The sequence below is a fragment of the Azotobacter armeniacus genome (genome assembly GCF_054779355.1).
Genome location: NZ_BAAGYK010000033.1, coordinates 114871 through 138340, shown reverse-complemented (window position 1 = coordinate 138340; position 23470 = coordinate 114871). Strand labels below are relative to the sequence as shown.

General features: G+C 66.8%; 16 protein-coding genes and 2 pseudogenes. 10 read left to right on the top strand and 8 right to left on the bottom strand.

The window, feature by feature from the left end; all coding sequences use genetic code 11:
• Nucleotides 1-118 precede the first annotated feature (118 nt).
• The 4 genes from ACYVD0_RS07430 to ACYVD0_RS07415 form a co-directional block, all read right to left on the bottom strand.
• On the bottom strand, nucleotides 119-2194 hold the full coding sequence (locus ACYVD0_RS07430) for a multicopper oxidase family protein (RefSeq protein WP_460426224.1): 2076 nt from the start codon (nucleotides 2192-2194) through the stop codon (nucleotides 119-121).
• Between the two features lie 296 nt (nucleotides 2195-2490).
• On the bottom strand, nucleotides 2491-4560 hold the full coding sequence (locus tag ACYVD0_RS07425) for a multicopper oxidase family protein (protein WP_460426223.1): 2070 nt from the start codon (nucleotides 4558-4560) through the stop codon (nucleotides 2491-2493).
• Nucleotides 4561-4880: 320 nt separating this feature from the next.
• Nucleotides 4881-5627 (bottom strand): TerC family protein, encoded by a 747-nt coding sequence (locus tag ACYVD0_RS07420; RefSeq protein ID WP_460426222.1) that lies wholly within the window; start codon nucleotides 5625-5627, stop codon nucleotides 4881-4883.
• A 99-nt stretch (nucleotides 5628-5726) separates the two neighbouring features.
• The gene (locus ACYVD0_RS07415; RefSeq protein WP_460426221.1) at nucleotides 5727-7031 is read right to left on the bottom strand and encodes a CitMHS family transporter; all 1305 of its coding nucleotides are present in this window, start codon (nucleotides 7029-7031) and stop codon (nucleotides 5727-5729) included.
• 317 nt (nucleotides 7032-7348) lie between these two features.
• On the opposite strand from ACYVD0_RS07415, the pseudogene ACYVD0_RS07410 reads away from it, so the two are divergent.
• A pseudogene (locus ACYVD0_RS07410) lies at nucleotides 7349-7528 on the top strand (OprD family outer membrane porin); the annotation flags it as partial.
• 29 nt (nucleotides 7529-7557) lie between these two features.
• On the opposite strand, the gene ACYVD0_RS07405 reads toward ACYVD0_RS07410, so the two are convergent.
• From ACYVD0_RS07405 to ACYVD0_RS07390, 4 genes are all read right to left on the bottom strand, one after another.
• On the bottom strand, nucleotides 7558-8661 hold the full coding sequence (locus ACYVD0_RS07405; protein ID WP_460426220.1) for a DegT/DnrJ/EryC1/StrS family aminotransferase: 1104 nt from the start codon (nucleotides 8659-8661) through the stop codon (nucleotides 7558-7560).
• Between the two features lie 23 nt (nucleotides 8662-8684).
• Nucleotides 8685-9644 (bottom strand): Gfo/Idh/MocA family protein, encoded by a 960-nt coding sequence (locus ACYVD0_RS07400; RefSeq protein WP_460426219.1) that lies wholly within the window; start codon nucleotides 9642-9644, stop codon nucleotides 8685-8687.
• Nucleotides 9645-9969: 325 nt separating this feature from the next.
• Nucleotides 9970-10122 carry a hypothetical protein gene (locus tag ACYVD0_RS07395; RefSeq protein ID WP_460426218.1) on the bottom strand — a complete coding sequence of 51 codons (153 nt, stop codon included), beginning with the start codon at nucleotides 10120-10122 and terminating at the stop codon, nucleotides 9970-9972.
• Nucleotides 10123-10276: 154 nt separating this feature from the next.
• Nucleotides 10277-10996 carry a class I SAM-dependent methyltransferase gene (locus ACYVD0_RS07390; RefSeq protein ID WP_460426217.1) on the bottom strand — a complete coding sequence of 240 codons (720 nt, stop codon included), beginning with the start codon at nucleotides 10994-10996 and terminating at the stop codon, nucleotides 10277-10279.
• 412 nt (nucleotides 10997-11408) lie between these two features.
• Here ACYVD0_RS07390 and ACYVD0_RS07385 point away from each other — a divergent pair.
• The 9 genes and pseudogenes from ACYVD0_RS07385 to ACYVD0_RS07345 all read left to right on the top strand — a co-directional run.
• Nucleotides 11409-12060 (top strand): annotated as a pseudogene (locus tag ACYVD0_RS07385) (OprD family outer membrane porin); the annotation flags it as partial.
• 800 nt (nucleotides 12061-12860) lie between these two features.
• A complete protein-coding gene (locus tag ACYVD0_RS07380) occupies nucleotides 12861-14192 on the top strand; it encodes an OprD family porin (RefSeq protein WP_460426216.1) in 1332 nt (443 codons plus the stop codon).
• A 503-nt stretch (nucleotides 14193-14695) separates the two neighbouring features.
• The gene (locus ACYVD0_RS07375; RefSeq protein WP_460426215.1) at nucleotides 14696-16033 is read left to right on the top strand and encodes an OprD family porin; all 1338 of its coding nucleotides are present in this window, start codon (nucleotides 14696-14698) and stop codon (nucleotides 16031-16033) included.
• A 133-nt stretch (nucleotides 16034-16166) separates the two neighbouring features.
• Nucleotides 16167-16562 (top strand): MerR family transcriptional regulator, encoded by a 396-nt coding sequence (locus tag ACYVD0_RS07370; protein WP_460426214.1) that lies wholly within the window; start codon nucleotides 16167-16169, stop codon nucleotides 16560-16562.
• Between the two features lie 40 nt (nucleotides 16563-16602).
• Nucleotides 16603-17784, top strand: a complete 1182-nt coding sequence (locus ACYVD0_RS07365; protein WP_460426213.1) for an isovaleryl-CoA dehydrogenase — start codon at nucleotides 16603-16605, stop codon at nucleotides 17782-17784.
• Nucleotides 17785-17909: 125 nt separating this feature from the next.
• On the top strand, nucleotides 17910-19517 hold the full coding sequence (locus ACYVD0_RS07360; RefSeq protein ID WP_460426212.1) for a carboxyl transferase domain-containing protein: 1608 nt from the start codon (nucleotides 17910-17912) through the stop codon (nucleotides 19515-19517).
• 58 nt (nucleotides 19518-19575) lie between these two features.
• Nucleotides 19576-20376, top strand: coding sequence for a gamma-carboxygeranoyl-CoA hydratase (locus ACYVD0_RS07355; RefSeq protein WP_460426211.1), 801 nt, complete (start codon nucleotides 19576-19578; stop codon nucleotides 20374-20376).
• Nucleotides 20373-22325 carry an acetyl/propionyl/methylcrotonyl-CoA carboxylase subunit alpha gene (locus ACYVD0_RS07350; RefSeq protein ID WP_460426210.1) on the top strand — a complete coding sequence of 651 codons (1953 nt, stop codon included), beginning with the start codon at nucleotides 20373-20375 and terminating at the stop codon, nucleotides 22323-22325. Before ACYVD0_RS07355 ends, ACYVD0_RS07350 begins: the two co-directional genes overlap by 4 nt.
• A gap of 207 nt (nucleotides 22326-22532) precedes the next feature.
• Nucleotides 22533-23432, top strand: a complete 900-nt coding sequence (locus tag ACYVD0_RS07345) for a hydroxymethylglutaryl-CoA lyase (RefSeq protein ID WP_460426209.1) — start codon at nucleotides 22533-22535, stop codon at nucleotides 23430-23432.
• Nucleotides 23433-23470: the final 38 nt, after the last annotated feature.

Here is a 23470-nt window from a genome sequence, read left to right as displayed (position 1 = left end):
CCGGTGCCCCTGGAGCAAAGAGGCCATATTTAAGCATTAGCGGCGGTCTTGTACAAGCCGGCAAGCGCAGCGGTCTGCTCGGGAGCCGGGCGGCGCTTGTGGCCCCGCCCGGCGGCTTTCAGTGGTGAGCCATCGGCATGCCGGAGTTTTCCGTGCCCGGCAGGGCGATACGCACGTTCTGCATCATGCCCTCGTCCTCATGGTCGAGGATGTGGCAGTGCAGCACGAAGTCGCCAATATAGCGGCGATAGCGCGAGCGCACGATGGCCGTATAGCCCTGCTGGAGGAACAGGGTATCGCGCCAGGTGCCCCGCATGTTGGCGTACTGGCTGGGAATGCCGTCGGCATCCGGGACCGGTGCTCCGCTCACTTCCTTGCCCTCGGGGTCCTTCACGGAAACGATCTGGAAGGGGTTCACGTGGATGTGGAAGGGATGGCCGAAGGAGAAGGAGGTCAGCTTCCACTCGTCGACGGCGCCCAGTTCGAGCAGGCGGTCGAGGCGGCCCGGCTCGTAGGGAGAGCTATTGAGGGGCTCGGGCTTGCCGTCGCTGCCGGTGCCGATCTCGCCCACCTCGAACACCGGCGGCTGGCCGGTCGGCAGCACGATCTGGAAGCCGAGGGTGCGATGGCCGGTCACCTCGCCGGCGGCGATGTCCGCGTGGGGGGCGAAGGCGCTCAGCTTGAGGCCGTCGGCCAGGTCAGCCAGCACCTTGTCGCGCACCGTGCCCTGGGGCATGCGCGCCTTGGCCGCGGTTTCCAGCGCCTTGCTCAGGACCGCCTCGGGCGCCTTGCCGGCGGCCGAGCCTTCCACCGTCACGTAGCCGAGCAGTTCGCGCGGTTGGCTCTCGTTGTTGACGGTCTGTTCCGGACGCAGGGTTTCGTCGACGATGCAGTAGGTGCCGGACTCGGGGAAGACCATCAGCAGGTCCTCACGATAGCCGGGCTGGAATACCGTCGAATCGCGCCGGGAGACCGCCCCGCGGGTCAGGCCGTCGCCGGCGATGGCGAACTGCGCCAGGGGTTCGCCGGTACAGGCTTTGTCGATGAACTGCTCGCGGACCTTGCGGTCCTTGCCGGGCGTGGTGGAGGCCTGGGCCGGGTCGAGCTTGCGGAAGCTCAGGCGGATGGTGTCGCGCACTCCGGCGTGGATGAAGCGCCAGCGCTCGACGCTGCCGGCCTTGGCGCCGACCACGTAGGGCTCGACCAGGCCGTTGATCGCAGTACGTCGGCCGGAGGAGTTCCACACGGTGCCGCCGCTCGGGGTGATGCCGAACTGGCCGTTGTAGCTTTCGATGCCGCCGACATCGCCTTCTTCACAGACCCATTTGCCGTCGGCGTCCTTCTTGATGTTGCCGGCCTGGTCGCGGCAGGCGTAGGCGATCTGCTGGAAGACCAGCGTGCGTTCGCGGAAGGCCTCGCCGTTAGGCGCGGTCAGCAGGGTGTCGATGTCGCCGGGGACCAGGCTGTCGTCTTCACGGGCCTGCGGCAGGCGGTCGCCGCGGATGATCAGTGGGCCGGCCATGCCCGAGGCAACCTGCAGTGCGGTCGCGCCGTGCAGGTGCGGGTGGTACCAGAAGGTACCCGCCGGGTGGTCGGCCGGGATGTTGTACTCGTACTGGAAGTCGACGCCCGGATCGATCTTCAGCAACACGTTATCGGAGTTGCCGGACGGGCTCACCCACAGGCCGTGGGTGTGCATGTTGGTGCTGTTGAAGCAGTGCGGGCCGTTGTACTCCTCGCGCGGGGCGCAGCTCGGATCGTTCGGGTCCAACTGGTTGCGCAGGGTGAGGCGGAAGGTCTCGCCCGGCCAGAGTTCCACCTTGGGCCCGATGTAGGGAATCAGCGGGTCGACCGCTTCGCCCTGGAAGGCGCGCAGGCGCACGGCGTCGTCCTTCTCGGTGTCGGGGTTGTAGATGCTGCCGTCGACGTGGCGGATGGCGAGGTCGTAGAAGACCTCCGTGCCGACATTGGAGGACTGCGGACGAGCCTTGAGCGGCGTGGTGGCCATCAGGCTCGGCCCGCTCTTGCCGGCCGCTAGGGGCGCGCCGCGCAGCACGGCGGCCGGAGGTTCGCGAACGATGCGCGCGGCGGGCACTTCCGCCGCGGCCTGGTGGACAGGGGCGAGCTGGGCGGCGACCCCGAGTGCAAAGCTGGAGGATAGGGCGAACAGGCGGCCCCGGTGGAGGGTGGTCATGGGCTTCGTTAATCCTTGAACTTCTTCTTTGTTGGTGTGCCGCCGCGGCCTGTGCCGTAGGCGGCCTCCTACCTCGACGAAACTGGCCGTTTTGCCAATCACCGGTCCGGATATGTATCTATCTGAAACGCCCGTCCCAGGGCAGTTTCGCAAGGCGTCTGAAGTGTATTGGAGGCTTTGCGGAATGCCTATGGGGCGCGCTGCGGATTGGCCTGTCGGTCAGCCGGTGCGGGGTGCTTGCAGGCGAATGACGGCCGGTCAGGCGAGAGCGGGGCCGCCCGGGCCCCGTCGCCATTTCAGTGGTGGGTTTCCGGCGTGCCGGAGTCCCTGCTGCCCGGCAGGGCGACGCGCACGTTCTGCATCATGCCCTGGTCCTCGTGGTCGAGGATGTGGCAGTGCAGCACGAAGTCGCCGGTGAAGCGCTGGTAGCGCGAGCGGATGGTGATCAGGTGGCCCTCTTCCACGAACAGGGTGTCGCGCCAGGTGCCCTGCAGGTTGGCGTACTGGCTGGGAATGCCGTCGGCGTCGGGGGTCGGCGGCCCGCTCACCTCATTGCCGTCGGGGTCCTTCACGGAAACGATCTGGAAGGGATTCACGTGGATGTGGAAGGGATGGCCGAAGGCGAAGGAGGTCAGCTTCCATTCCTCGACGGCGTCCAGCATGAGCTGGCGCTGCACCTGTTCCGGGTCGAAGGGGGCGCTGTCGAGGGGAGCGGGGGTTCCGCTGCTGAAGTCGATCTTGCCTACCTCGAAGCTGGGAGCCTGGTCGGGGCTGCTGGGAAGCACGATGCGAAAGCTGAGGGTGCGATCGCCGGTCAGCTCGTCGTCGGTGATCGTCGCGTGGGGCGTGAAGGCGCTCAGCTTGAGGCCGTCGGCCAGGTCAGCCAGCACCTTGTCGCGCACCGTGCCGCGGGGCATCCGCGCCTTGGCCGCGGTTTCCAGCGCCAGGCGCAGGACCGCCTCGGGATCCTGGCCAGCCGCCGAGCCTTCCACCGTCACGTAGCCGAGCAGCTCGCGCGGATAGCTTTCGTTGTTGACGCTCTGCTCCTGGCGCAGAGTTTCGTCGATGATGCAGTAGATGCCGGGTTCGGGAAAGACCATCAGCAGGTCCTCGCGATAGGCTGGCTGGAGCACCGTCGAATCGCGCCTGGAGACCGCCCCGCGGGTCAGGCCGTCGCCGGCGATGGCGAACTGCGCCAGGGGCTCGCCGGTGCAAGCCTTCTCGATGAAGCGCTGGCGCGCCTCCCGGCTCTTGCCCGCCGCGACGAGATTCTGGGACGGATCGAGCTTGCGAAAGCTCAGGCGGATGGTGTCGCGCACGCCGGTGTGGATGAGGCGCCAGCGCTCGACTGTGCCGGCCTGGGCATCGACCACGTAGGGCTCGACCAGACCGTTGATCGCGGTGCGCCGGCCGGAGTGGTTCCACAGGGTGTTGACGAGGCTGCCGTCCACGAGGATGACGCCGAATTGATCGTAATTCTCGATCATGCCGACGTCACCCTCGGCGCAGATCCACTTGCCGTCGGCGTCCTTCTTGATGTTGCCGTCCTGGTTGCGGCAGGCGTAGGCGATCTGTTGGAGGAGCAGGGTGCGCTCGGGGAAGGGCTGGCCATTCGGCGTGATCAGCAGGGTATCGATGTCGCCATGGGCCAGACTGCCGTCGGCCTTGGCCTTTGGCAGACGGTCGCCACGAATGATCAGTGGGCCGGCCATGCCCGAGGAGACCTGCAGCGCGATCGAGCCGTGCAGGTGCGGGTGGTACCAGAAAGTGCCGGCCGGATGCTCGGCCGGTATGTTGAATTCGTATTGGAAGTCGGTCTGCGGATCGATCTTCAGCAGCACGTTGTCGGAGTTGCCGGACGGGCTCACCCACAGGCCGTGGGTATGTATGTTGGTACTGTTGAAGCAGTGCGGTACGTTGTGGTCATGATGGGAAGATGTGGGGCAGCTCGGATCATCCGCCGGCAATTCATTGCGCAGGGTGAGGTGGATGATGTCGCCCGGACGGAGTTCCACTTTGGGGGCGATATAGGGAATCTGCGGGGTGGCCGCCTCGCCCTGGTAGGCGCGCAGACGCACGGCGTCGTGCTGCTCTGTGTCAGGGTTGTAGATGCTGCCGTCGACGTAGCGGATGGCAAGCTCGTAGAAGAGCTCCGGGCTGGCGTCGGATGTCCGTTGGCGTGCGGTGGCGAGGCGTGAGCCCGGCGCCCCCGGCTCTTGAGGCGCGACGTGCAGGACAGCTGCCGGCGGTTCGCGGACGATGCGCGAGGCCGGTATCTGCGGAGCGGCGGAGTTGGTCTGGCTGGCAAGGCCGAGTGCGAGGGTCGAGGAAAGGGCGAGCAGGCGCCCTGAGCTGACGCGAGTCATGTGCGATGGTCTCTGGTGTTTTTCTGGTTGAGTACCGCAATCGCACGTCCGGCCGTCGGGCAAGCCCGCCGGCCGGCAGGTGCCCAACGGCGGCTTCCTGCCTCGGAGAAGTCGGTTATCGCAAGGTTTTCATGGAACGGAGTGCCCGCTACTGCCTGGAATACCCGTCCTGCAGCGGCTTGGCGAGGCTGTTCGAAGTCTAGTGGAGCGGCCGGGGCTTTCCCTGGAACTCGACGAAAGGCAGGGGCTTTGCCGGCCGGGAGGCGTCCCCAACGAAAAAGGGGCCACTCGGGCCCCGTTTCCTGTGCTGCGCCTGCGGCCTACTGACCGGGGATGTCCTTGCTCAGGTGCACCGGCTCCGCCCGCGCGCTGCGCATGCGGATGTTCAGCGCCTCCACCGCCAGCGAGAAGGCCATGGCGAAGTAGACGTAACCCTTCGGCACGTGCACCTCGAAGCTCTCGGCAATCAGCACGGTGCCGACCACGATGAGGAACGACAGGGCGAGCAGCTTGAGGCTCGGGTGCTTGTCGATGAAGTCGCTGATGGTGCCGGAGGCGGCCATCATCACCAGCACGGCGACGATGATCGCGGCGACCATCACCGGCACCTGAGAGACCATGCCGACTGCGGTGATCACCGAGTCCAGGGAGAACACGATATCGATGATGGCGATCTGGATGATGGTGCCGATGAACTGGCCGCCGCCCCTGGGGGTTTCGTTGGTCTCATCCTCGCCTTCCAGGCTGTGGAAGATCTCGGTGCTGCTTTTCCACAGCAGGAACAGGCCGCCGAAGAACAGGATCAGGTCGCGCCCGGAGATGCCCTGGCCGAAGACCTGGAAGAGATCGGCGGTCAGGCCCATCACCCAGGAGATCGACAGCAGCAGGAGAATGCGCGTGACCATCGCCAGCGCCAGGCCGAACAGCCGGGTACGGGCCTGCATCTCCTTCGGCATGCGGCCGACGAGGATGGAGATCATGATGATGTTGTCGATGCCGAGCACGATCTCCAGTGCGGTCAGGGTAAGGAAGGCAACCCAGATCTCCGGGTTGGTCAGCCAGTCCATAAGGGGTCCTCTAATCGTCGGTTGAACGCTCGGCAGCCTGCGGGCTGCCGAGCGTGGGATTCTGTACGCCGCAGCGTGAAATTTTCGTCAGTGCGCCGTTCAGTTGCCGGCTAGCGGAATGACACCCATTGCCAGCGCGGCGAGCATCATCACCACACAGATCAGCGTGGCCAGCTTCAGGGCGAAGCGCTGCAGGTCGCCGAACTCGATCTTCGCCAGGCCTATCAGCAGGTAGGTGGAGGGCACCAGCGGGCTGAGCAGGTGCACCGGCTGGCCGATGATCGAGGCGCGCGCCATTTCCACCGGGGAGATGCCGTACTGCGCGGCGGCTTCGGTGAGCACCGGCAGTACGCCGTAGTAGAAGGCGTCGTTGGACATGAAGAAGGTGAACGGCATGCTCACCAGCGCGGTCACCACGGCCAGATAGGGGCCCATGGATTCCGGAATCATCGCCAGCAGGCTCTTCGACATGGCGTCGACCATCCCGGTGCCGGAGAGGATGCCGGTGAAGATGCCGGCGGCAAAGATCAGCCCGATCACCGCCAGCACGTTGCCGGAATGCGCGGCGATGCGCTCCTTCTGCTCCTTGAGGCAGGGATAGTTGATGATCAGGGCGATGCTGAAGGCGATCATGAACAGCACCGGCAGCGGCAGCACGCCGGCGATCAGCGTGCCCATCAGCCCCAGGGTCAGCATGGCGTTGATCAACAGGAGCTTCGGCCGGCGCGCCTCGGGATACTGGGAGACGCTGACCTCGGAATGGTCTTCCGAGCCGTCGTCCAGGTGCAGCACGCCCAGGCGCGTGCGCTCGCGCTTGCCGTAGAGGTAGGCCATGCCCAGCAGGGCGACCACGGCGGCCGCCATGGCCGGGATCATCGGCACGAAGACGTCCGACGGGTCGACGTGCAGGGCGCTGGCGGCGCGGGCAGTGGGGCCGCCCCAGGGGGTCATGTTCATGATCCCGCCGGCGAGGATGATCAGTCCGGCCATGACTACCGGGCTCATGCCGATGCGGCTGTACAGCGGCAGCAAGGCGGCGACGCAGATCATGTAGGTGGTGGAGCCGTCGCCGTCCATGGAAACGATCAGCGCCAGCGCGGCGGTGCCGACGGTCACCCGCAGCGGGTCACCCTTGACCATGCGCAGGATGAAGCGCACCGGCGGGTCGAACAGCCCCGAGTCGATCATCAAGGCGAAGTAGAGGATGGCGAACATCAGCATCACCCCGGTCGGGGCGAGCTTGGTGATGCCCTGCAGCATCATCGGGCCGATATCGCCGGCGAAACCGCCGAACACGGCGAACAGCACCGGGACGATGATGAGCGCGACCAGCGCCGAGAGGCGCTGGGTCATGATCAGGTACATGAAGGTCAAGACCTTCGAGAAGCCGAGGAAAGTCAGCATGACGAGTACTCCGGAAGTGGGGGACGAACTGCGTGGCCTGAAGGTCAGCGCAGGGAGGTCGACGGGCTGGGCGACGGCTGGGCGTGGTCGGACAAACGAAGGATGGGGTGCATGGCAATCTCCACTAATTGTTTTTGTCTAGCGGGCCGGTCGGATGCCGGCTCTGGCCGTGGATGCTACGCAGCCAAACTTTCATCGAGCTTTCGTCGGCGAGGCGCGCTGCTCGAGAAGTGGATTTCAGGGTTTTCGGGGATGTCTGCCGACAACAGCGCCGTCGGCCCGGCGGCCCGGCGTTCCCGCATCCACCGTCCTCGATTTCTCGCGATGACATCGACGCCGCCGGCAGCGACAAGCGCGAGTGGGAGCGCGACTTCCGCGTCGACTACAGGGTGCAGGATGGCCTGTTCAAGGGTATCAGTCTGTCTTGGCTCAATGCCGCGGCCCCTGGCAACGACAGCCGCGACCTGAACGAGAACCGCCTGGTTGTCAGCTATACCTGCCGCCGCGCGAGGCGGCGCCCGGCAGCTTACTCGAGCGCCCCGCGCACGACCGCGGCGACACGTTCGACGTCTTCGTCGGGTATCTCCGGATAGATCGGCAGCGACAGGCAGCGTTCCGCGACCGATTCCGCAACCGGCAGGGAAAGCCCGGCGCCGTACGCTGCGAAGGCGGGCTGGCGGTGGAGAGGCACCGGATAATGGATGGTGCATTCGATGCCGGCACCGGCGAGCGCCTCCATCACTCGCTCGCGTGCAGTGCACAGCACCGTGTACTGGTGATAGACGTGCTCGCCGTGCTCATCCTCCTGGGGAGTCTCCAGCGGCAGCCCGGCCAGCAACGCGTCGTAGCGATGCGCGATGCGCCGGCGCCCGGCGTTGAAGCGGTCGATGTGGCGCAGCTTGACGCGGAGGATCGCGGCCTGGATCTCGTCCAGGCGACTGTTGAAGCCGATCAGGTCGTGGTGGTAGCGCGCCACCGCGCCGTGATTGCGCAGAGCCCTCAGCCTGTCGGCCATTGCCGGGCAGGAGGTGGTCACCAGCCCGCCGTCCCCGTAGCAGCCGAGGTTCTTGCTGGGAAAGAAGCTGAAGCATCCGAACGCGCCGATGGCGCCCGTGTGCCGTCCTTGTACGCGCGCGCCGAAGGACTGCGCGCAATCCTCCACCAAGAGGATCCCGCGCGCCGCACACAGCTCGCCGAGCGCGGCCATGTCGGCGGGTCGGCCGAAGAGATGCACGGGAATGACCGCCGCCGTGCGCGGCGTCAGGGCAGCTTCCACCCGCGCCACGTCGATGTTGAGGCTGTGCGGGTCGATGTCGACGAACACCGGCGTGGCCCCCGCCTGAACCACGGCTTCCGCGGTCGCGGCGAAGGTAAACGCCGTGGTGATCACCTCGGCGCCTGGCCCAATACCCGCCGCGGTGAGCGCGAGCTGCAGCGCATCGGTGCCCGACGCGCACCCGACGGCGTGGGCGGCGCCCAGATAGGCGGCCACCTCCTGCTCGAACCGCCGCACGTTGGGGCCGAGCACGAAGCGGCCCTCCTGGAGCACGCCCGCGATTGCGCCGTCGATCTCGTCTTTGAGGCTCGCATACTGGCTCTTGAGATCGACCATCGGGATGGTTCGTGTCATCGGTATGATGTCCGCATGGCCATTCAAGTGGGGTTGCCGAGCTGCTGCGTGTTGTCCTCTATCAGCCGGGCGATGCGGATCGCCGTTGCGAGCGCCTGCTGCCCCTCTTCGCCGGAAACGGCGACCGGCGTGCCATGCTGCACGGAACGCAGGAATGCCGCGATCTGGGAGCGTAGCGCGTCGTGCTCGTCGAATGAGCGCTCCTCGCAGACGATTCGCTCGCCCCCGCTCGCCGCGTGGCCGTGCAGACGGCATTCGGCCAGGCGCCGGTGCTGGAAGTCGATGGAGAGGTAGGCATTGCGCAGGAAGAGGCGCATCTTGCGCTCGGTCTTCGTGCTCACCCGGCTGGAGGTGATGTTCGCGACGCAGCCGCTGCAGAATTCGAGGCGGGCGTTGGCGATGTCGATCGATTGCGAGAGCACCTTGGCACCGCTCGCCTGGACCGTGCGCAGCGGTGAACGCACCACGTTCAGGATAATGTCGAGGTCGTGGATCATGAGGTCCAGCACGACGTCCACGTCGGTGGCTCGGGACTTGTACGGTGACAGGCGGTGGGCCTCGATGAAGAGCGGCTCCATCTTCCGGTCGGCCAGTTCCGCGAGTGCCGCATTGAAGCGCTCCAGGTGTCCCACTTGAAACACCACGTCTCGCCTGCGGGCGACCCGGTTGAGCTCGGCGGCCTCTTCGAGGTTGCTGGCGATGGGCTTCTCCAGCAGCACGTGCGTGTCATGTTCCAGAAACGCCCGGGCCACTTCGAAATGCTGCGCCGTAGGCACGGCGATGCTAACTGCCTCGACCCGCCCGAGCAGCACCTTGTAGTCCGTCACCGCCTCGCAACCGCATTCGGCCGCCACGTGCGCCGCCCTGTCGCGGTCCCGGTCGGCCACCGCGACGAGCGCGGCGTTGGTGGCCGCGGCGTACTTCTGGGCGTGAAACCTGCCGATATGGCCCACCCCCACGACCGCGCAGCGAGTGACTGACATCCTGTATCCTCACGTTGCCCGAGCCGCCAAAGCCCCGCGCCGGAAGGGACGCGCCCCCGTCGCTTCGTCCCTTTGGGGATGGCGCTAGGACCAATTCCAATGAAGTGGAGCGGCTGCGATGCTCCTTGCGCTGCGCATAGCCGTCTCGGCCGGAGTCGCTCGCTGCCTGTTTTCCATCACTCTAGTCGGCGGGTGCGGGCAGGGCAATCTCGCTATGAACCTTCTGCCCCAAACAGCAACTGTGTTCGGTACTGCGCATTGGTGCAGGCCCGCATGCGCAGCCTGCCGACGCTCAGCTTGCTGCGGTCGCTCTGTCATATCAGGTTCAGGGCCGCCCGACAGACTCAGTACGTAGTCGGCCTTGGCCGCACAGATCCAGCTGCTTCATCAGCTCCGGCAGGGCGGTGATTTCGTTGGCCTTGCCGGGCACCTCGTGCTGGGCCAGCACCAATCTGGCCTGGGTCGCGAAGGTGCTCATCAGGTGTACGGCGCTGCCGTTCCGGTGCGAGCCGCGCAGGATCTTGCCGTCGAAGGCGATATGCCGGTCGGATGCCGGCTCTGGAGGGGCTGCTACGTAGCCAAACTTTTCAGCGAGCTTTCGTCGGCAGGGTGTGCTGATCGTGGCGTGAGCGTCAGGCTTTGGGGCGGGAAGCGCTGGGTGGCAGCTCCGCTTCGCGGCGCCGGACGACGGCCTCGAAGAGCACCGAACAGGGCACTCCCGAGTCGGGATCGAGCGGCTCGAGAAGCGCCTCGAGCTGCAGGCCGGCCTCGCTCAGCAGGGCGATCCAGGCGCCCAGGGGACGGAAGTACCAGGGCGCGGCGCGGCCGAAGGCGCCGGAGCAGCCGGCCCAGGAGCCGGCGCGCCAGCCTTCGGCATAGCCCTGCTGCGCCGCGCCGAGCGGATGCAGCGTCTGGATCAGCAGGGCGCCGCCAGGGCGCAGGAGCTGCGGGACGCGCATGAGCACCCCGCGGGTCGACTGGTCGGCAAGCAGGGAAAAGTTGCATACCACGACATCCACCGGAGCGAGCGGCGCGCCGGCGGCCAGCGCCTGGTAGCTCAGTTCCTCGTAGGCCCCGGGAGCGGACGCCCGGGCCTTGTCGAGCAGTGCCGGCACCGCGTCGATCCCGTGCACCTCGATGCCGTCGGCGGCCAGGGCCCGGGCCAGCCAGCCCTCGCCGCAACCGATGTCGAGCAAGGTCGCCGGCGCGCGCCGGCGCACCGCCGAGAGGATGGCCGCGTTGGTGACTTTGATCCGGCTGGCGATCCTGCCGGCGCGAACGGCCTCGGCCCAGGCTTCGGCGTTTTCCTGCCAGACATCGAGGATCAGATCTTCTTCAGGCGGGATTGTCATGGGCTATCTCTAAAAGTGCTGGCGGACCTCAAGTCCTCAAGGGGGTATGAAAGCTTGCGTGGCTAGGATGTGCCGAAAGGCACATCCTAGCAGGCCATCCGAGCCGATCCGGCATGCCTCCCCCAGGAAATCCTACGCAGTGGTAGCGATTTCTCTACAACAACAAAGGAAGCCACTGTATGCCGTGCATTACGCCCGTCGTTTACGTATCCGCTGCTCCGAACCGCCCGTCCTCGCCACGAGGTTTCCCCGTCGACGGTTCCTAGTCGTCCCGACTGCCGCCTTTCAACCTGCTGCCGATTCCTTTTGCGAGCTGTGCCCCGCCGGACCGGTGCGCCCTGGTCATGGCCCGCGCCATGTCGGACGCCGCCGTCCAGGCCGCGCAGCCCGTCATCCATCCAAGAGATACAAGATGCACAAGACTCCACTCACCCTGAGCGTGACCCTGTCCTCGCTGGGGGCGGCCCTGGCCATGCCCTCGGCCGAGGCGGCCTTTCTCGAGGACAGCAAGGCCACGCTCAAGCTGCGCAGCTTCTACATCAACCAGGGCACCCGCAACCAGGACGGCCCCAAGGTGGAGGAGTGGGGCCAGGGCTTCATCCTCGACTACAAGTCCGGCTTCACCGAGGGGCCGATCGGCTTCGGCCTCGACCTGACGGGCCAGTACGCCATCCGCCTGGATGCCGGCGGGCGCGAGGGCAAGTCGGACATCGACCGCAGCCCCGGTTCGGTCTTCCCGCTGGAGAGCAACGGCAAGTCGACCCGCGACTTCAGCCGGCTCCGGGGTGACCGCCAAGGTGCGCTTCTCCAAGACCGAGGCGCACCTCGGCACCCTGATGCCCAAGCTGCCGGTGCTGAGCTACACCGATGGGCGCCTGCTGCCGCAGATGTTCCACGGCGCCCAGATCACCTCCAACGAGATCAAGAACCTGACCCTGATCGCCGGCAAGATCGAGCACTCCACCGAGCGCAACTCCAGCAACACCGACAGCCTGTCGATCGCCGGCGCCAGCAACGAGTTCTACTACGGCGGCGCCGACTACAAGGTCACCGACGACCTATTAAAAAGGCGTGCCATGTGAAAAGCGGGAGAGTTTATGAGCCAAATGGTCTTACTTTTCACGTAGCGCAACGTTTTAGCGGCTGTTTTGAAGGGGGGGCAGCAGCCGCTTGAATTTTTCACAACCTCTGAGGCATTCCCTCAGCACCACGTAGGCGAAAAGCCGCCATCTGGCCGAGCGCTTGTGGCGGAATTTCGCCAATTTCCGGCCGCTTGCCTGGGTCGCATCCTTTTGATGTCACGCTGCCGGTACGCCGCGACAACTCGGTGAGGCGCTCTGCACCGCGGCTTTCCGTCGGCCATCCAGGTTGAGCAAGTGGCCAGTGCAGCCGTTACGGCATGCGGGTTGCTGTGGAGTCGTTCAGCGAGCACGCAGGTTGCCGAAGGCCGTCGGCCCGTGGCAACTGCCTCGCCGAAGCCGCCGCCAGGCGGCTCGATCATCACAACGAACGACAAAACAATAAGGAATCGTTCATGTTCAGGTTGACCGCCAAAGTCTCCCATCTGCACCCCCTGCATCGGTCTTGCCGCCCTCATTCAGACGGCCTCGACGCTTCGTCATTTCCCTCCCGAGCGTTCCACCCGACTCGGGCTGTTCGATCCCCCCAGTCTGGCCTCTAGCGGCCGTTGCCAGACCAGAAATCCCGCTGAAAGGCTCGACCGCCAGACTCCGGCGCAAGCCACTTGTCGGCAGGACCCCATGGCTCGATCCGCCAGGAAGCGACCGGGAAACCCCGCGCGGTAGCGGTTTCCCCATGACAACAAGAACCACCGCGCATCATCCATCCAGGAGATAAAACCAACATGCACAAGACTCCAAGTATCCGGAGCGTGGCCCTGTCCACGCTGGGAGCATTGGCCATTCCTTCCGTTTGCCATGCAGACTTCATCGAGGACAGCAAGGCCACCTTCAGCCTGAAGAACTTCTACTTCAACCAGGACAGCCGCAACGAGGAGGGCGCCGGCACGCCCCGCTCCGACGAGTGGGGCCAGGCCTTCTTCCTCGACTACAAGTCCGGCTTCACCGAAGGCCAGGTCGGCTTCGGTCTCGACGTGCTGGCCATGCACGCCATCCGCCTCGACGGCGGCGGCCGCTCCGGCAAGGCGGACAGCGATCGCACGCCGGGGGCGCTCTTCCCCCTGGAAAGCAACGGCAAGGGCAAGACCGATTTCGGCCGGGTCGGCGTGACCGGCAAGATACGCTTCTCCAAGACCGAGGCCCGCCTGGGCACCCTGATGCCCAAGCTGCCGGTCATCACCTACAACGACGGGCGCCTGCTGCCGCAGATGTTCCACGGCGCACAGATCACCTCCAACGAGATCAAGGACCTGACCCTGGTCGCAGGCAAGATCGAGCATTCCACGGAGCGTAACTCCAGCGATAGCCACGGCCTGTCCATCGCTGGCGCGAACAACCGCAAGACCGGCCAGTTCAGCAACGAGTTCTATTACGGCGGCGCCGACTACAAGGCCACCAAGGACCTGACGCTGCAGTACTACTACGGCAACCTGCGCGACTTCTACAAGCAGCACTTCTTCGGCCTGACCCACAACTGGGCGCTGCCGGTGGGCTCGCTGAAGTCCGACCTGCGCTACTTCTACAGCGACTCCGACGGCAAGAACGAGAGCGCCTCCGGACGTGCCGAGGGCTACAGGAGCGCCGGCGCCTCCGGCAGCAGTGGCGAGGTCGACAACAACCTGTGGAGCGCCCTGTTCACCTACAGCCTGGGCGGCCACGCGCTGAGCGCCGGCTACCAGAAGGTCACCGGCAACAGCGACTTCCCGCACATCAACCTGGGCAGCGGGCGTACCCTGCACCTGATCACCAACGGCCAGATGGGCAAGTTCGCCAGCGCCGGCGAGAACACCTGGGTGGTCGGCCACACCTATGACTTCGCCGCGATCGGCGTGCCGGGGCTGAAGACCAAGCTGATTTACTTCAGCGGTGACGACATCGATGCCGCCGGCAGCGACAGGAGGGAGTGGGAGCGTGACTTCCGCGTGGACTACACGGTGCAGAACGGCCTGTTCAAGGGCGTCGGTCTCTCCTGGCTCAACGCCATGTGGCGCGGCAACGATGCCCGGGACCTGGATGAAAACCGCCTGATCGTCAGCTACAGCATTCCGCTGCTCTGACAGTCGCAGGGCTGGAACTGCAGGGAAGCGGTTTCAAGCCCTCCAGGCGCCTTCCGCCGGGCCTCGTGAATAAACACACCCTCGGCATACCTCGGATGGCCTGCGCAATCAGGTCGAAAACCTCCTGCCACCGCGCCAGCCCCGGCACGCCACGCTGCCCAGGCGGCCCGAAGCCGTGTCATTCCCCGCTCAGCTCTCTCGACGGTTGCGAAACCCTTGCCGTGCGGCGGCATGCGCTGCGCCGTCCCGTCACCGCCCGAACCGGGGCGCTACTGCAGGTCGATCCCAGCGAGCCGGACAGATCTCGCTGCGCTCTGGCCAACAGGTGCCAGACTGAGAGAGCCCGCTGAAAGGCCCGACCGCCAGGCTCTGGCGCAAGGCACCTGTCGGCAGGTCCCATGGGCCGATCCGGCAAACCGCGACCGGGAAATCCTGCGCAGCGGTAGCGGTTCCCCCATGGCGGCGAGAATCACAGTGCATCATCCATCCAGGAGGGAGCAACGATGTACAAGACTCCAGTCACGCGGAACGCCGCCCTGTCCACGCTAGGGGTGGCATTGGCCATTCCTTCCGTTTGCCATGCAGACTTCATCGAGGACAGCAAGGCTACGCTCAGCTTCAAGAACTTCTACATCAACCAGGACGTTCGCAATGAGGACCGTCCCCGGTCGGAGGAGTGGGGCCAGGCCTTCTTCCTCGACTACAAGTCCGGCTTCACCGAAGGGAAGGTCGGCTTCGGCCTGGATGTGCTGGCGATGCACGGCATCCGCCTGGACGGCGGCGGGCGCGAGGGCAAGCCGGGTATCGAGCGTACTCCGGGCTCGGTCTTCCCCCTGGAAAGCAACGGCAAGGCCAAGACCGACTTCGGCCGGGTCGGCGTGACCGGCAAGATGCGTTTCTCCAAGACCGTGGCCGAGCTGGGCACCCTGCGGCCCAGGATGCCGGTTCTGATCGCCAACGACGGCCGTCTGCTGCCGCAGCTCTTCCAGGGCGGACAGATCACCTCCAACGAGATCAAGGACCTGACCCTGATCGCCGGCAAGATCGAGCACTCCACCGAGCGTAACTCCAGCGACAGCTTCCCTCTCTCCATCTCCGGCGCCAACAGTGGCCCCAATGCCCAGTTCAGCAACGAGTTCTACTACGGCGGCGCCGACTACAAGCTCACCAAGGACCTGCTGCTGCAGTACTACTACGGCAGCCTGGACGACTTCTACGAGCAGCACTTCCTCGGTCTGATCCACGACTGGCAGCTGCCGGTGGGCTCGCTGAAGACCGACCTGCGCTATTTCAACAGCGACTCCGACGGCAAGAACGAGGGCGCCTCCGGGCGCGCCGAAGGCTACGTCAGCAGCGGCTACTGGAGTCCCGGCTCGTCGAGCCGCGGCGAGGTCGACAACCACCTGTGGAGCGCCCAGTTCACCTATACCCTGGGTGGCCACGAATTGAAGGCCGGCTACCAGAAGATCAGCGGCAACAGCGACTTCCCGCACCTCTACAAGGGCAGCGGCCGCACCCTGTACCTGATCACCAACGCCCAGATCGGCAAGTTCGTCAGCGCCGGCGAGAACACCTGGGTGGCCGGCTATTCCTATGACTTCGGCACGATCGGCATCGCCGGGCTGAAGACCAGCCTGATCTACTTCAGCGGCGACGACATCGATGCCGACGGCAGCGACAGGAGGGAGTGGGAGCGCAACTTCCGCGTCGATTACGTGGTGCAGGACGGTACCTTCAAGGGCCTTGGCTTCACTTGGCGCAACGCCGCGTTGCGCGGCAACGATACCGCCGACCGCGACGACAACCGCCTGATCGTCACCTATAGCCTTCCGCTGTTGTGAAGGGCAGGGTGCCGGAACCGCCGGCCGGCGGTTCCGGCGCTGGGGGACGCGGCACCGATCGGCCGCCGCAGCATTTGACAGGCCATTTTTCGTGTACTTACGTTGACGTAAAGGTAATAGCCCCGAATCGACCATGTCCAAGGTTTACAGCATTTCCGAGCTGGCCCGCGAGCTGGACGTCACTACCCGCACCATCCGCTTCTACGAGGAGCAGGGCATGCTCGCCCCCGAGCGGCGCGGTCAGGAGCGCATCTACACGGCGCGCGACCGGGTCACCCTCAAGCTGATCCTGCGCGGCAAGCGCATCGGCTTCTCGCTGGCCGAATGCAAGGAGCTGATCGGCATGTACGACCCGCGCGGTGGCAACCTCAGGCAGCTGGAGCGCTTCCTGGAGAAGATCGCCGAACGCCGCCGCCAGCTCGAGCTGCAGCTGCTGGACATCCAGCAGCTGCAGCTCGAACTGGATACCGCCGAGGAGCGCTGCCGGAGCGCGCTCGCCACCGCCCGCGGCCGGCCCCAGGAAAGCTGAACCCAGGCACGCGAACAAGTACAAGACAGGAGACTGGACCATGAGCAACCTGCCCGGACTGAATTTCTTCCTCGGCGAGGAAATCGACATGCTGCGCGATTCGGTGGCGGGCTTCGCCGCCCGGGAGATCGCCCCGCGCGCCGCCGAAGCCGACCGCACCGACCAGTTCCCCGTGGACCTGTGGCGCAAGTTCGGCGACCTGGGTCTGCTCGGCCTGACCGTCAGCGAGGAGTACGGCGGCGCCGGCATGGGCTATCTGGCGCACATGATCGCCATGGAGGAACTCTCCCGCGCCTCCGGGGCGATCGCCCTGTCCTACGGCGCGCACTCCAACCTGTGCGTCAACCAGATCCACCGCAACGGCACGGCGGCGCAGAAGGAGCGCTTCCTGCCCAAGCTGATCTCCGGCGAGCACATCGGCGCCCTGGCGATGAGCGAGTCCAACGCCGGCTCCGACGTGGTTTCCATGCAGCTGCGCGCCGACAGGAAGGGCGACCGCTATGTGCTTAACGGCACCAAGATGTGGATCACCAACGGCCCGGACTGCGATGTGCTGGTGGTCTACGCCAAGACCGACCCGGCTGCCGGCGCGCGGGGCATCACTGCCTTCATCCTGGAGACGGACAGCCCCGGCTTCTCGGTGGCGCAGAAGCTCGACAAGCTCGGCATGCGCGGCTCGCACACCGGCGAACTGGTGTTTCAGGACGTGGAGATCCCCGCGGAAAACGTGCTCGGCCAAGTGGGCGAGGGTGTCCGGGTGCTGATGAGCGGCCTGGACTACGAGCGCGCCGTGCTCGCCGGCGGGCCGCTGGGCCTGATGCAGGCGGCGATGGACGTGGTGGTGCCCTACATCCACGACCGCAGGCAGTTCGGCCAGGCCATCGGCGAGTTCCAGCTGATCCAGGCCAAGGTCGCCGACATGTACACCACGCTGCAGGCCTGCCGCGCCTATCTCTATGCGGTCGGCAGGCAGCTCGACGCGCTGGGCTCCGGGCACGTGCGCCAGGTGCGCAAGGACTGCGCCGGGGTGATCCTCTACTGCGCCGAGAAGGCCACCTGGCTGGCCGGCGAGGCGATCCAGATCCTCGGCGGCAACGGCTACGTCAACGACTACCCGACCGGCCGGCTGTGGCGCGACGCCAAACTCTACGAGATCGGCGCCGGCACCAGCGAGATCCGCCGCATGCTGATCGGCCGCGAGCTGTTCGACGAAACGCGCTGAAACCCATCGACCCACTTGATGGTGCCCACGCTCCTGCGTGGGCACCCCCGGACGGACGCTCAGCGTCCCCAAGCGCCACTCCCACGCAGGAGCGTGGGAGCGATCAGATCAGTGGAGCTAGCCCCATGGCCATCCTGCAAACCCAGCTCGACACCCGTTCGCCGGAGTTCGCCGTCAGCAGCGCGGCCATGCGCGAACAGGTCGACCACCTGCGCACCCTGCTCGGGCGCATTCGCGAAGGCGGCGGCGCCAAGGCCCAGGCGCGCCACACCGCGCGCGGCAAGCTGCTGCCGCGCGAGCGCATCGACCGCCTGCTCGATCCCGGCTCGCCGTTCCTCGAAATCGGCCAATTGGCGGCCTTCGACGTCTACGACGAGGAGGTGCCGGCCGCCGGGGTGATCGCCGGCATTGGCCGCATCGAGGGCGTCGAGTGCATGGTCATCGCCAACGACGCCACGGTGAAGGGCGGCACCTATTACCCGCTGACGGTGAAGAAGCATCTGCGCGCCCAGACCATCGCCCGCGAGAACCGCCTGCCGTGCCTCTATCTGGTCGACTCCGGCGGCGCCAACCTGCCGCGCCAGGACGAGGTGTTTCCCGACCGCGAGCACTTCGGGCGGATCTTCTTCAACCAGGCGAACATGAGCGCGCTGGGCATTCCGCAGATCGCCGTGGTGATGGGTTCCTGCACCGCCGGCGGGGCCTACGTGCCGACGATGGCCGATGAGACCATCATGGTGCGCAACCAGGCGACCATTTTCCTCGCCGGCCCGCCACTGGTGAAGGCCGCCACCGGCGCGGTGGTCAGCGCCGAGGAGCTTGGCGGGGCCGACGTGCACTGCCGGACCTCCGGGGTGGCCGACCACTATGCCGAGAGCGACGAACATGCGTTAGCCATCGCCCGGCGCTGCGTGGCCAATCTCAACTGGCGCAAGCAGGGCTGCCTGAAGAGCCGCGCGCCGCTGCCGCCGCGCTATTCCGCCGAGGAGCTGTATGGGGTGATCCCGGCCGATGCCAAGCAGCCGTTCGATGTGCGCGAGGTGATCGCCCGCCTGGTCGACGGCAGCGCGTTCGACGAGTTCAAGGCGCTGTTCGGCACCACCCTGGTCTGCGGCTTCGCCCACCTGCACGGCTATCCGCTGGCGATCCTCGCCAACAACGGCATCCTGTTCTCCGAGGCCGCGCAGAAGGGTGCGCACTTCATCGAACTGGCCTGCCAGCGCGGTATTCCGCTGCTGTTTCTGCAGAACATCACCGGCTTCATGGTCGGCCAGAAGTACGAGGCCGGCGGCATCGCCAAGCACGGCGCCAAGCTGGTCACCGCGGTGGCCTGCGCCCAGGTGCCGAAGTTCACCGTGATCATCGGTGGCAGCTTCGGCGCCGGCAATTACGGCATGTGCGGCCGCGCCTACGATCCGCGCTTCCTGTGGATGTGGCCGAATGCGCGGATCGGCGTGATGGGCGCCCAGCAGGCGGCCGGCGTGCTGGTGCAGGTCAAGCGCGAGCAGGCCGAGCGCGCCGGGCAGAGCTTCTCTGCCGAGGAGGAGGAAGCGATCAAGCAGCCGATCGTCGAGCAGTACGAGCGCCAGGCCCATGCCTTCTATTCCAGCGCCCGGCTGTGGGACGACGGGGTGATCGATCCCGTGCAGACCCGCGAGGTGCTGGCGCTGGCGCTGTCTGCTGCACTCAATGCGCCCATCGAGCCGACCACCTTCGGCGTGTTCCGTATGTAAAGCCTTGGCTCCCCTCTCCCGCGCGCGGGAGAGGGGCCGGGGGAGAGGGAAAGAAACCATGACTGACTTCACCACCGTGCAGCTCGACTTCGACCCGCGCGGCTTCGCCATCCTGTGGCTGGATCGCGCCGACAAGAACAACGCCTTCGACGCCGCGATGATCGGCGAGCTGATCATCGCCCTCGATGCGGTGAAGGATCGCCCCCGGCTGCGCTTCCTCGTCCTGCGCGGGCGCGGCAGGCACTTCAGCGCCGGCGCCGACCTGGCCTGGATGCGCGAGGCTGCCGAACTGGACTACAACGCCAACCTCGCCGACGCCCAGGCCCTGGCCGAGCTGATGTACAACCTCTACCACCTCAGGCTGCCGACCCTGGCCGTGGTGCAGGGCGCCGCCTACGGTGGCGCGCTGGGTCTGGTCGCCTGCTGCGACATCGCCATCGGTGCCCATGATGCGCAGTTCTCCCTGTCCGAGGTGCGCATCGGCCTCGCCCCGGCGGTGATCAGCCCGTTCGTGGTGCAGGCCATCGGCGAGCGCGCCGCACGCCGCTATGCATTGAGCGCCGAGCGCTTCGACGGCGCGCGCGCCCGCGAGCTGGGCCTGCTCGCCGAGTGCTACCCGGCCGCCGAGCTGGATACCGCCCTCGAGCAGTGGATCGCCACCCTGCTGCAGAATGGCCCGCAGGCGATGAAGGCGACCAAGGACCTGCTGCGCGAAGTCGGCAGCGGCGCGCTCAGCCCGGCCCTGCGCCGCTACACCGAAAGCACCATCGCCCGCATCCGGGTCAGTGCGGAAGGGCAGGAGGGGCTGCGTGCCTTCCTGGAAAAACGCGCCCCCGCCTGGCAGGAGCAACATTCATGAGCCCTCACATCGACACCCTGCTTGTGGCCAACCGCGGCGAGATCGCCTGCCGGGTGATGCGCACTGCCAGGGTTCTGGGCATTCGCAGCGTGGCCGTGCACAGCGCCATCGACCGCCATGCCCGCCATGTGCGCGAGGCCGACCTGGCGGTGGATCTGGGCGGTGCCAGGCCGGCGGAGAATTATCTGCAGGTGGACAAGATCATCGCCGCGGCCCGCGAGACCGGTGCCCAGGCCATCCATCCGGGCTACGGCTTCCTTTCCGAAAACGCCGACTTCGCCCGCGCCTGCGAGGCCGCCGGGCTGCTGTTCCTCGGCCCGCCGGCCTCGGCCATCGAGGCCATGGGCAGCAAGGCGGCGGCCAAGGCGCTGATGGAGGAGGCCGGCGTGCCGCTGGTGCCCGGCTACCACGGCGAGGCCCAGGATTACGAAACCTTCCGCGCCGCCGCCGAGACGATCAGCTATCCAGTATTGCTGAAACCCGCTGCCGGCGGCGGTGGCAAGGGCATGAAGCGGATCGAGCGCGAGGCCGAGCTGGCCGAGGCCCTGGAGTCCGCCCGGCGCGAAGCCCAGGCGGCCTTCGGCGATGCGCGCATGCTGGTGGAGAAGTACGTGGAGAAGCCGCGCCATGTGGAGATCCAGGTGTTCGCCGACCGTCACGGCAACTGCCTGTATCTCAACGAGCGCGACTGCTCGATCCAGCGCCGCCACCAGAAGGTGGTCGAGGAGGCGCCGGCGCCGGGCCTGTCGCCCGCGCTGCGCCGGGCCATGGGCGAGGCGGCGGTGCGCGCGGCCCGGGCCATCGGCTACGTCGGCGCCGGCACCGTGGAGTTCCTTCTGGATGCGCGCGGCGAGTTCTTCTTCATGGAGATGAATACCCGCCTGCAGGTCGAGCACCCGGTCACCGAGGCGATCACCGGCCTCGACCTGGTCGCCTGGCAGATCCGCGTGGCCCGCGGCGAGCCGCTGCCGATCACGCAGGATGACGTCCCGCTCGACGGCCACGCCATCGAGGTTCGCCTCTACGCCGAGGACCCCGAGCACGACTTCCTGCCCGCCAGCGGCCGGCTCGCGTTGTACCGCGAGCCGGCCGCAGGTCCGGGACGCCGGGTCGACAGCGGGGTGGCCGAGGGCGATGCGGTGTCGCCGTTCTACGATCCTATGCTGGCCAAGCTGATCGCCTGGGGCGAGAACCGCGAGGAAGCGCGTCAGCGCCTCCTGGCCATGCTCGCGGAAACCGCCGTCGGCGGTGTGCGCAGTAATCTTGCCTTCCTGCGTCGCGTGCTGGCCCATCCGGCCTTCGCCGTTGCGGAGCTGGACACCGGCTTCATCGCCCGTCATCAGGGCGAGCTGTTGTCGGAGCCGCAGGAACTGCCGGAAGCCTTCTGGCAGCTGGCCGCCAGCGCCTTCGTGCAGAGCGAGGCGCCGCGCCGGCGCGAGGACGATCCGTACTCGCCGTGGGCGGCCCGCTCCGGCTGGCGCGCCGGCCTGCCGGCGGAGATCGACCTGCTGCTGCGCTGCGCCGACGCGCAGCGGATGGTACGTCTACGCCCGAACGGCACGCCGCAGGCCAGCCTGCATGGCGAGCAGCTTTGGGTGGAGCAGGCGGGCGTGTGCCGGCAGCATCTGGCGCTGCGCCGTGGCGACAGCCTGTACCTGGAATGGAGCGGCGAGTTGCATGCTATCACCCGCGTCGACCCGCTCACCGAAGCCGCGGCCGCTCACCAGACCCACGGCGGCCTGATCGCGCCGATGAACGGCAGCATCGTCCGCGTGCTGGTGGAGGCCGGCCAGCAGGTCGAGGCGGGGGCCCCGCTGGTGGTGCTGGAGGCGATGAAGATGGAGCACAGCATCCGCGCCCCGCAGGCCGGGGTGGTCAAGGGCCTGTACTGCCGCGAGGGCGAGCTGGTCAGCGAGGGCTCGGTGCTGGTGGAGCTGGAGGAGGCCTGAGGCTGGCCATCGCGTAGGGTGGACAACGGCGCAGCCTTGTCCACCGGCGCACGGGCTCGACGGTGGGCAATCGCTGCGCGAGTTGCCCACCCTACCAGACTGAGGCTGGACGACTGGTGGAAAACCGGCGCAGCGGTTTTCCATCATTCCTTATATTTCGGTGGAAAAAGCCTGCGGCCGTTTTCCACCCTACGCAGAGGTTATGCCATGTCACTGCCCCCCCACGTCCGCCTGGTCGAAGTCGGCCCGCGCGATGGCCTGCAGAACGAGAAACAGCCGATCGGCGTGGCCGACAAGGTGCGTCTGGTCGACGATCTGACTGCCGCCGGCCTGGAATACGTCGAAGCCGGCAGCTTCGTCTCGCCCAAGTGGGTGCCGCAGATGGCCGGCAGTGCCGAGGTGTTCGCGCAGATTCGGCGCAAGCCCAGCGTCGTCTACGCTGCGCTGACCCCCAACCTCAAGGGTTTCGAGGCCGCCCTGGAGGCCGGCGTGAAGGAAGTGGCGGTGTTCGCCGCCGCCTCCGAGAGCTTCTCGCAGAAGAACATCAACTGCTCCATCGCCGAGAGCCTCGCGCGCTTCGTGCCGGTGATGGACGCCGCCCGCGCGCAGGGCATCCGCGTGCGCGGCTATGTGTCCTGCGTGCTCGGCTGCCCCTACGAGGGCGAGGTGGCGCCGCAGCAGGTCGCCCGCGTCGCCTGCGAGCTGTTCGACATGGGCTGCTACGAGGTCTCGCTGGGCGACACCATCGGCACCGGCACCGCCGGCAAGACCCGCACCCTGTTCGAGGTCGTGGGCCGCGACATCCCCCGCGACAGGTTGGCCGGGCATTTTCACGACACCTACGGCCAGGCGCTGGCGAACCTCTATGCGAGCCTGCTGGAAGGCATCGCCGTGTTCGACAGCTCGGTCGCCGGCCTGGGCGGCTGCCCCTACGCCAGGGGCGCCAGCGGCAACGTGGCCAGCGAGGACGTGCTCTACCTGCTCGACGGCCTGGGCATCCACACCGGCATCGACCTCGACCGGCTGATCGCCGCCGGCGAGCGCATCTGCCAGGTGCTCGGCCGGGACAACGGCTCGCGCGTCGCTTGCGCGCGGCGCGTAGGTTGAAAAACGACTGCAGGTCTTTCTACCAGCGGCAGCGTGAT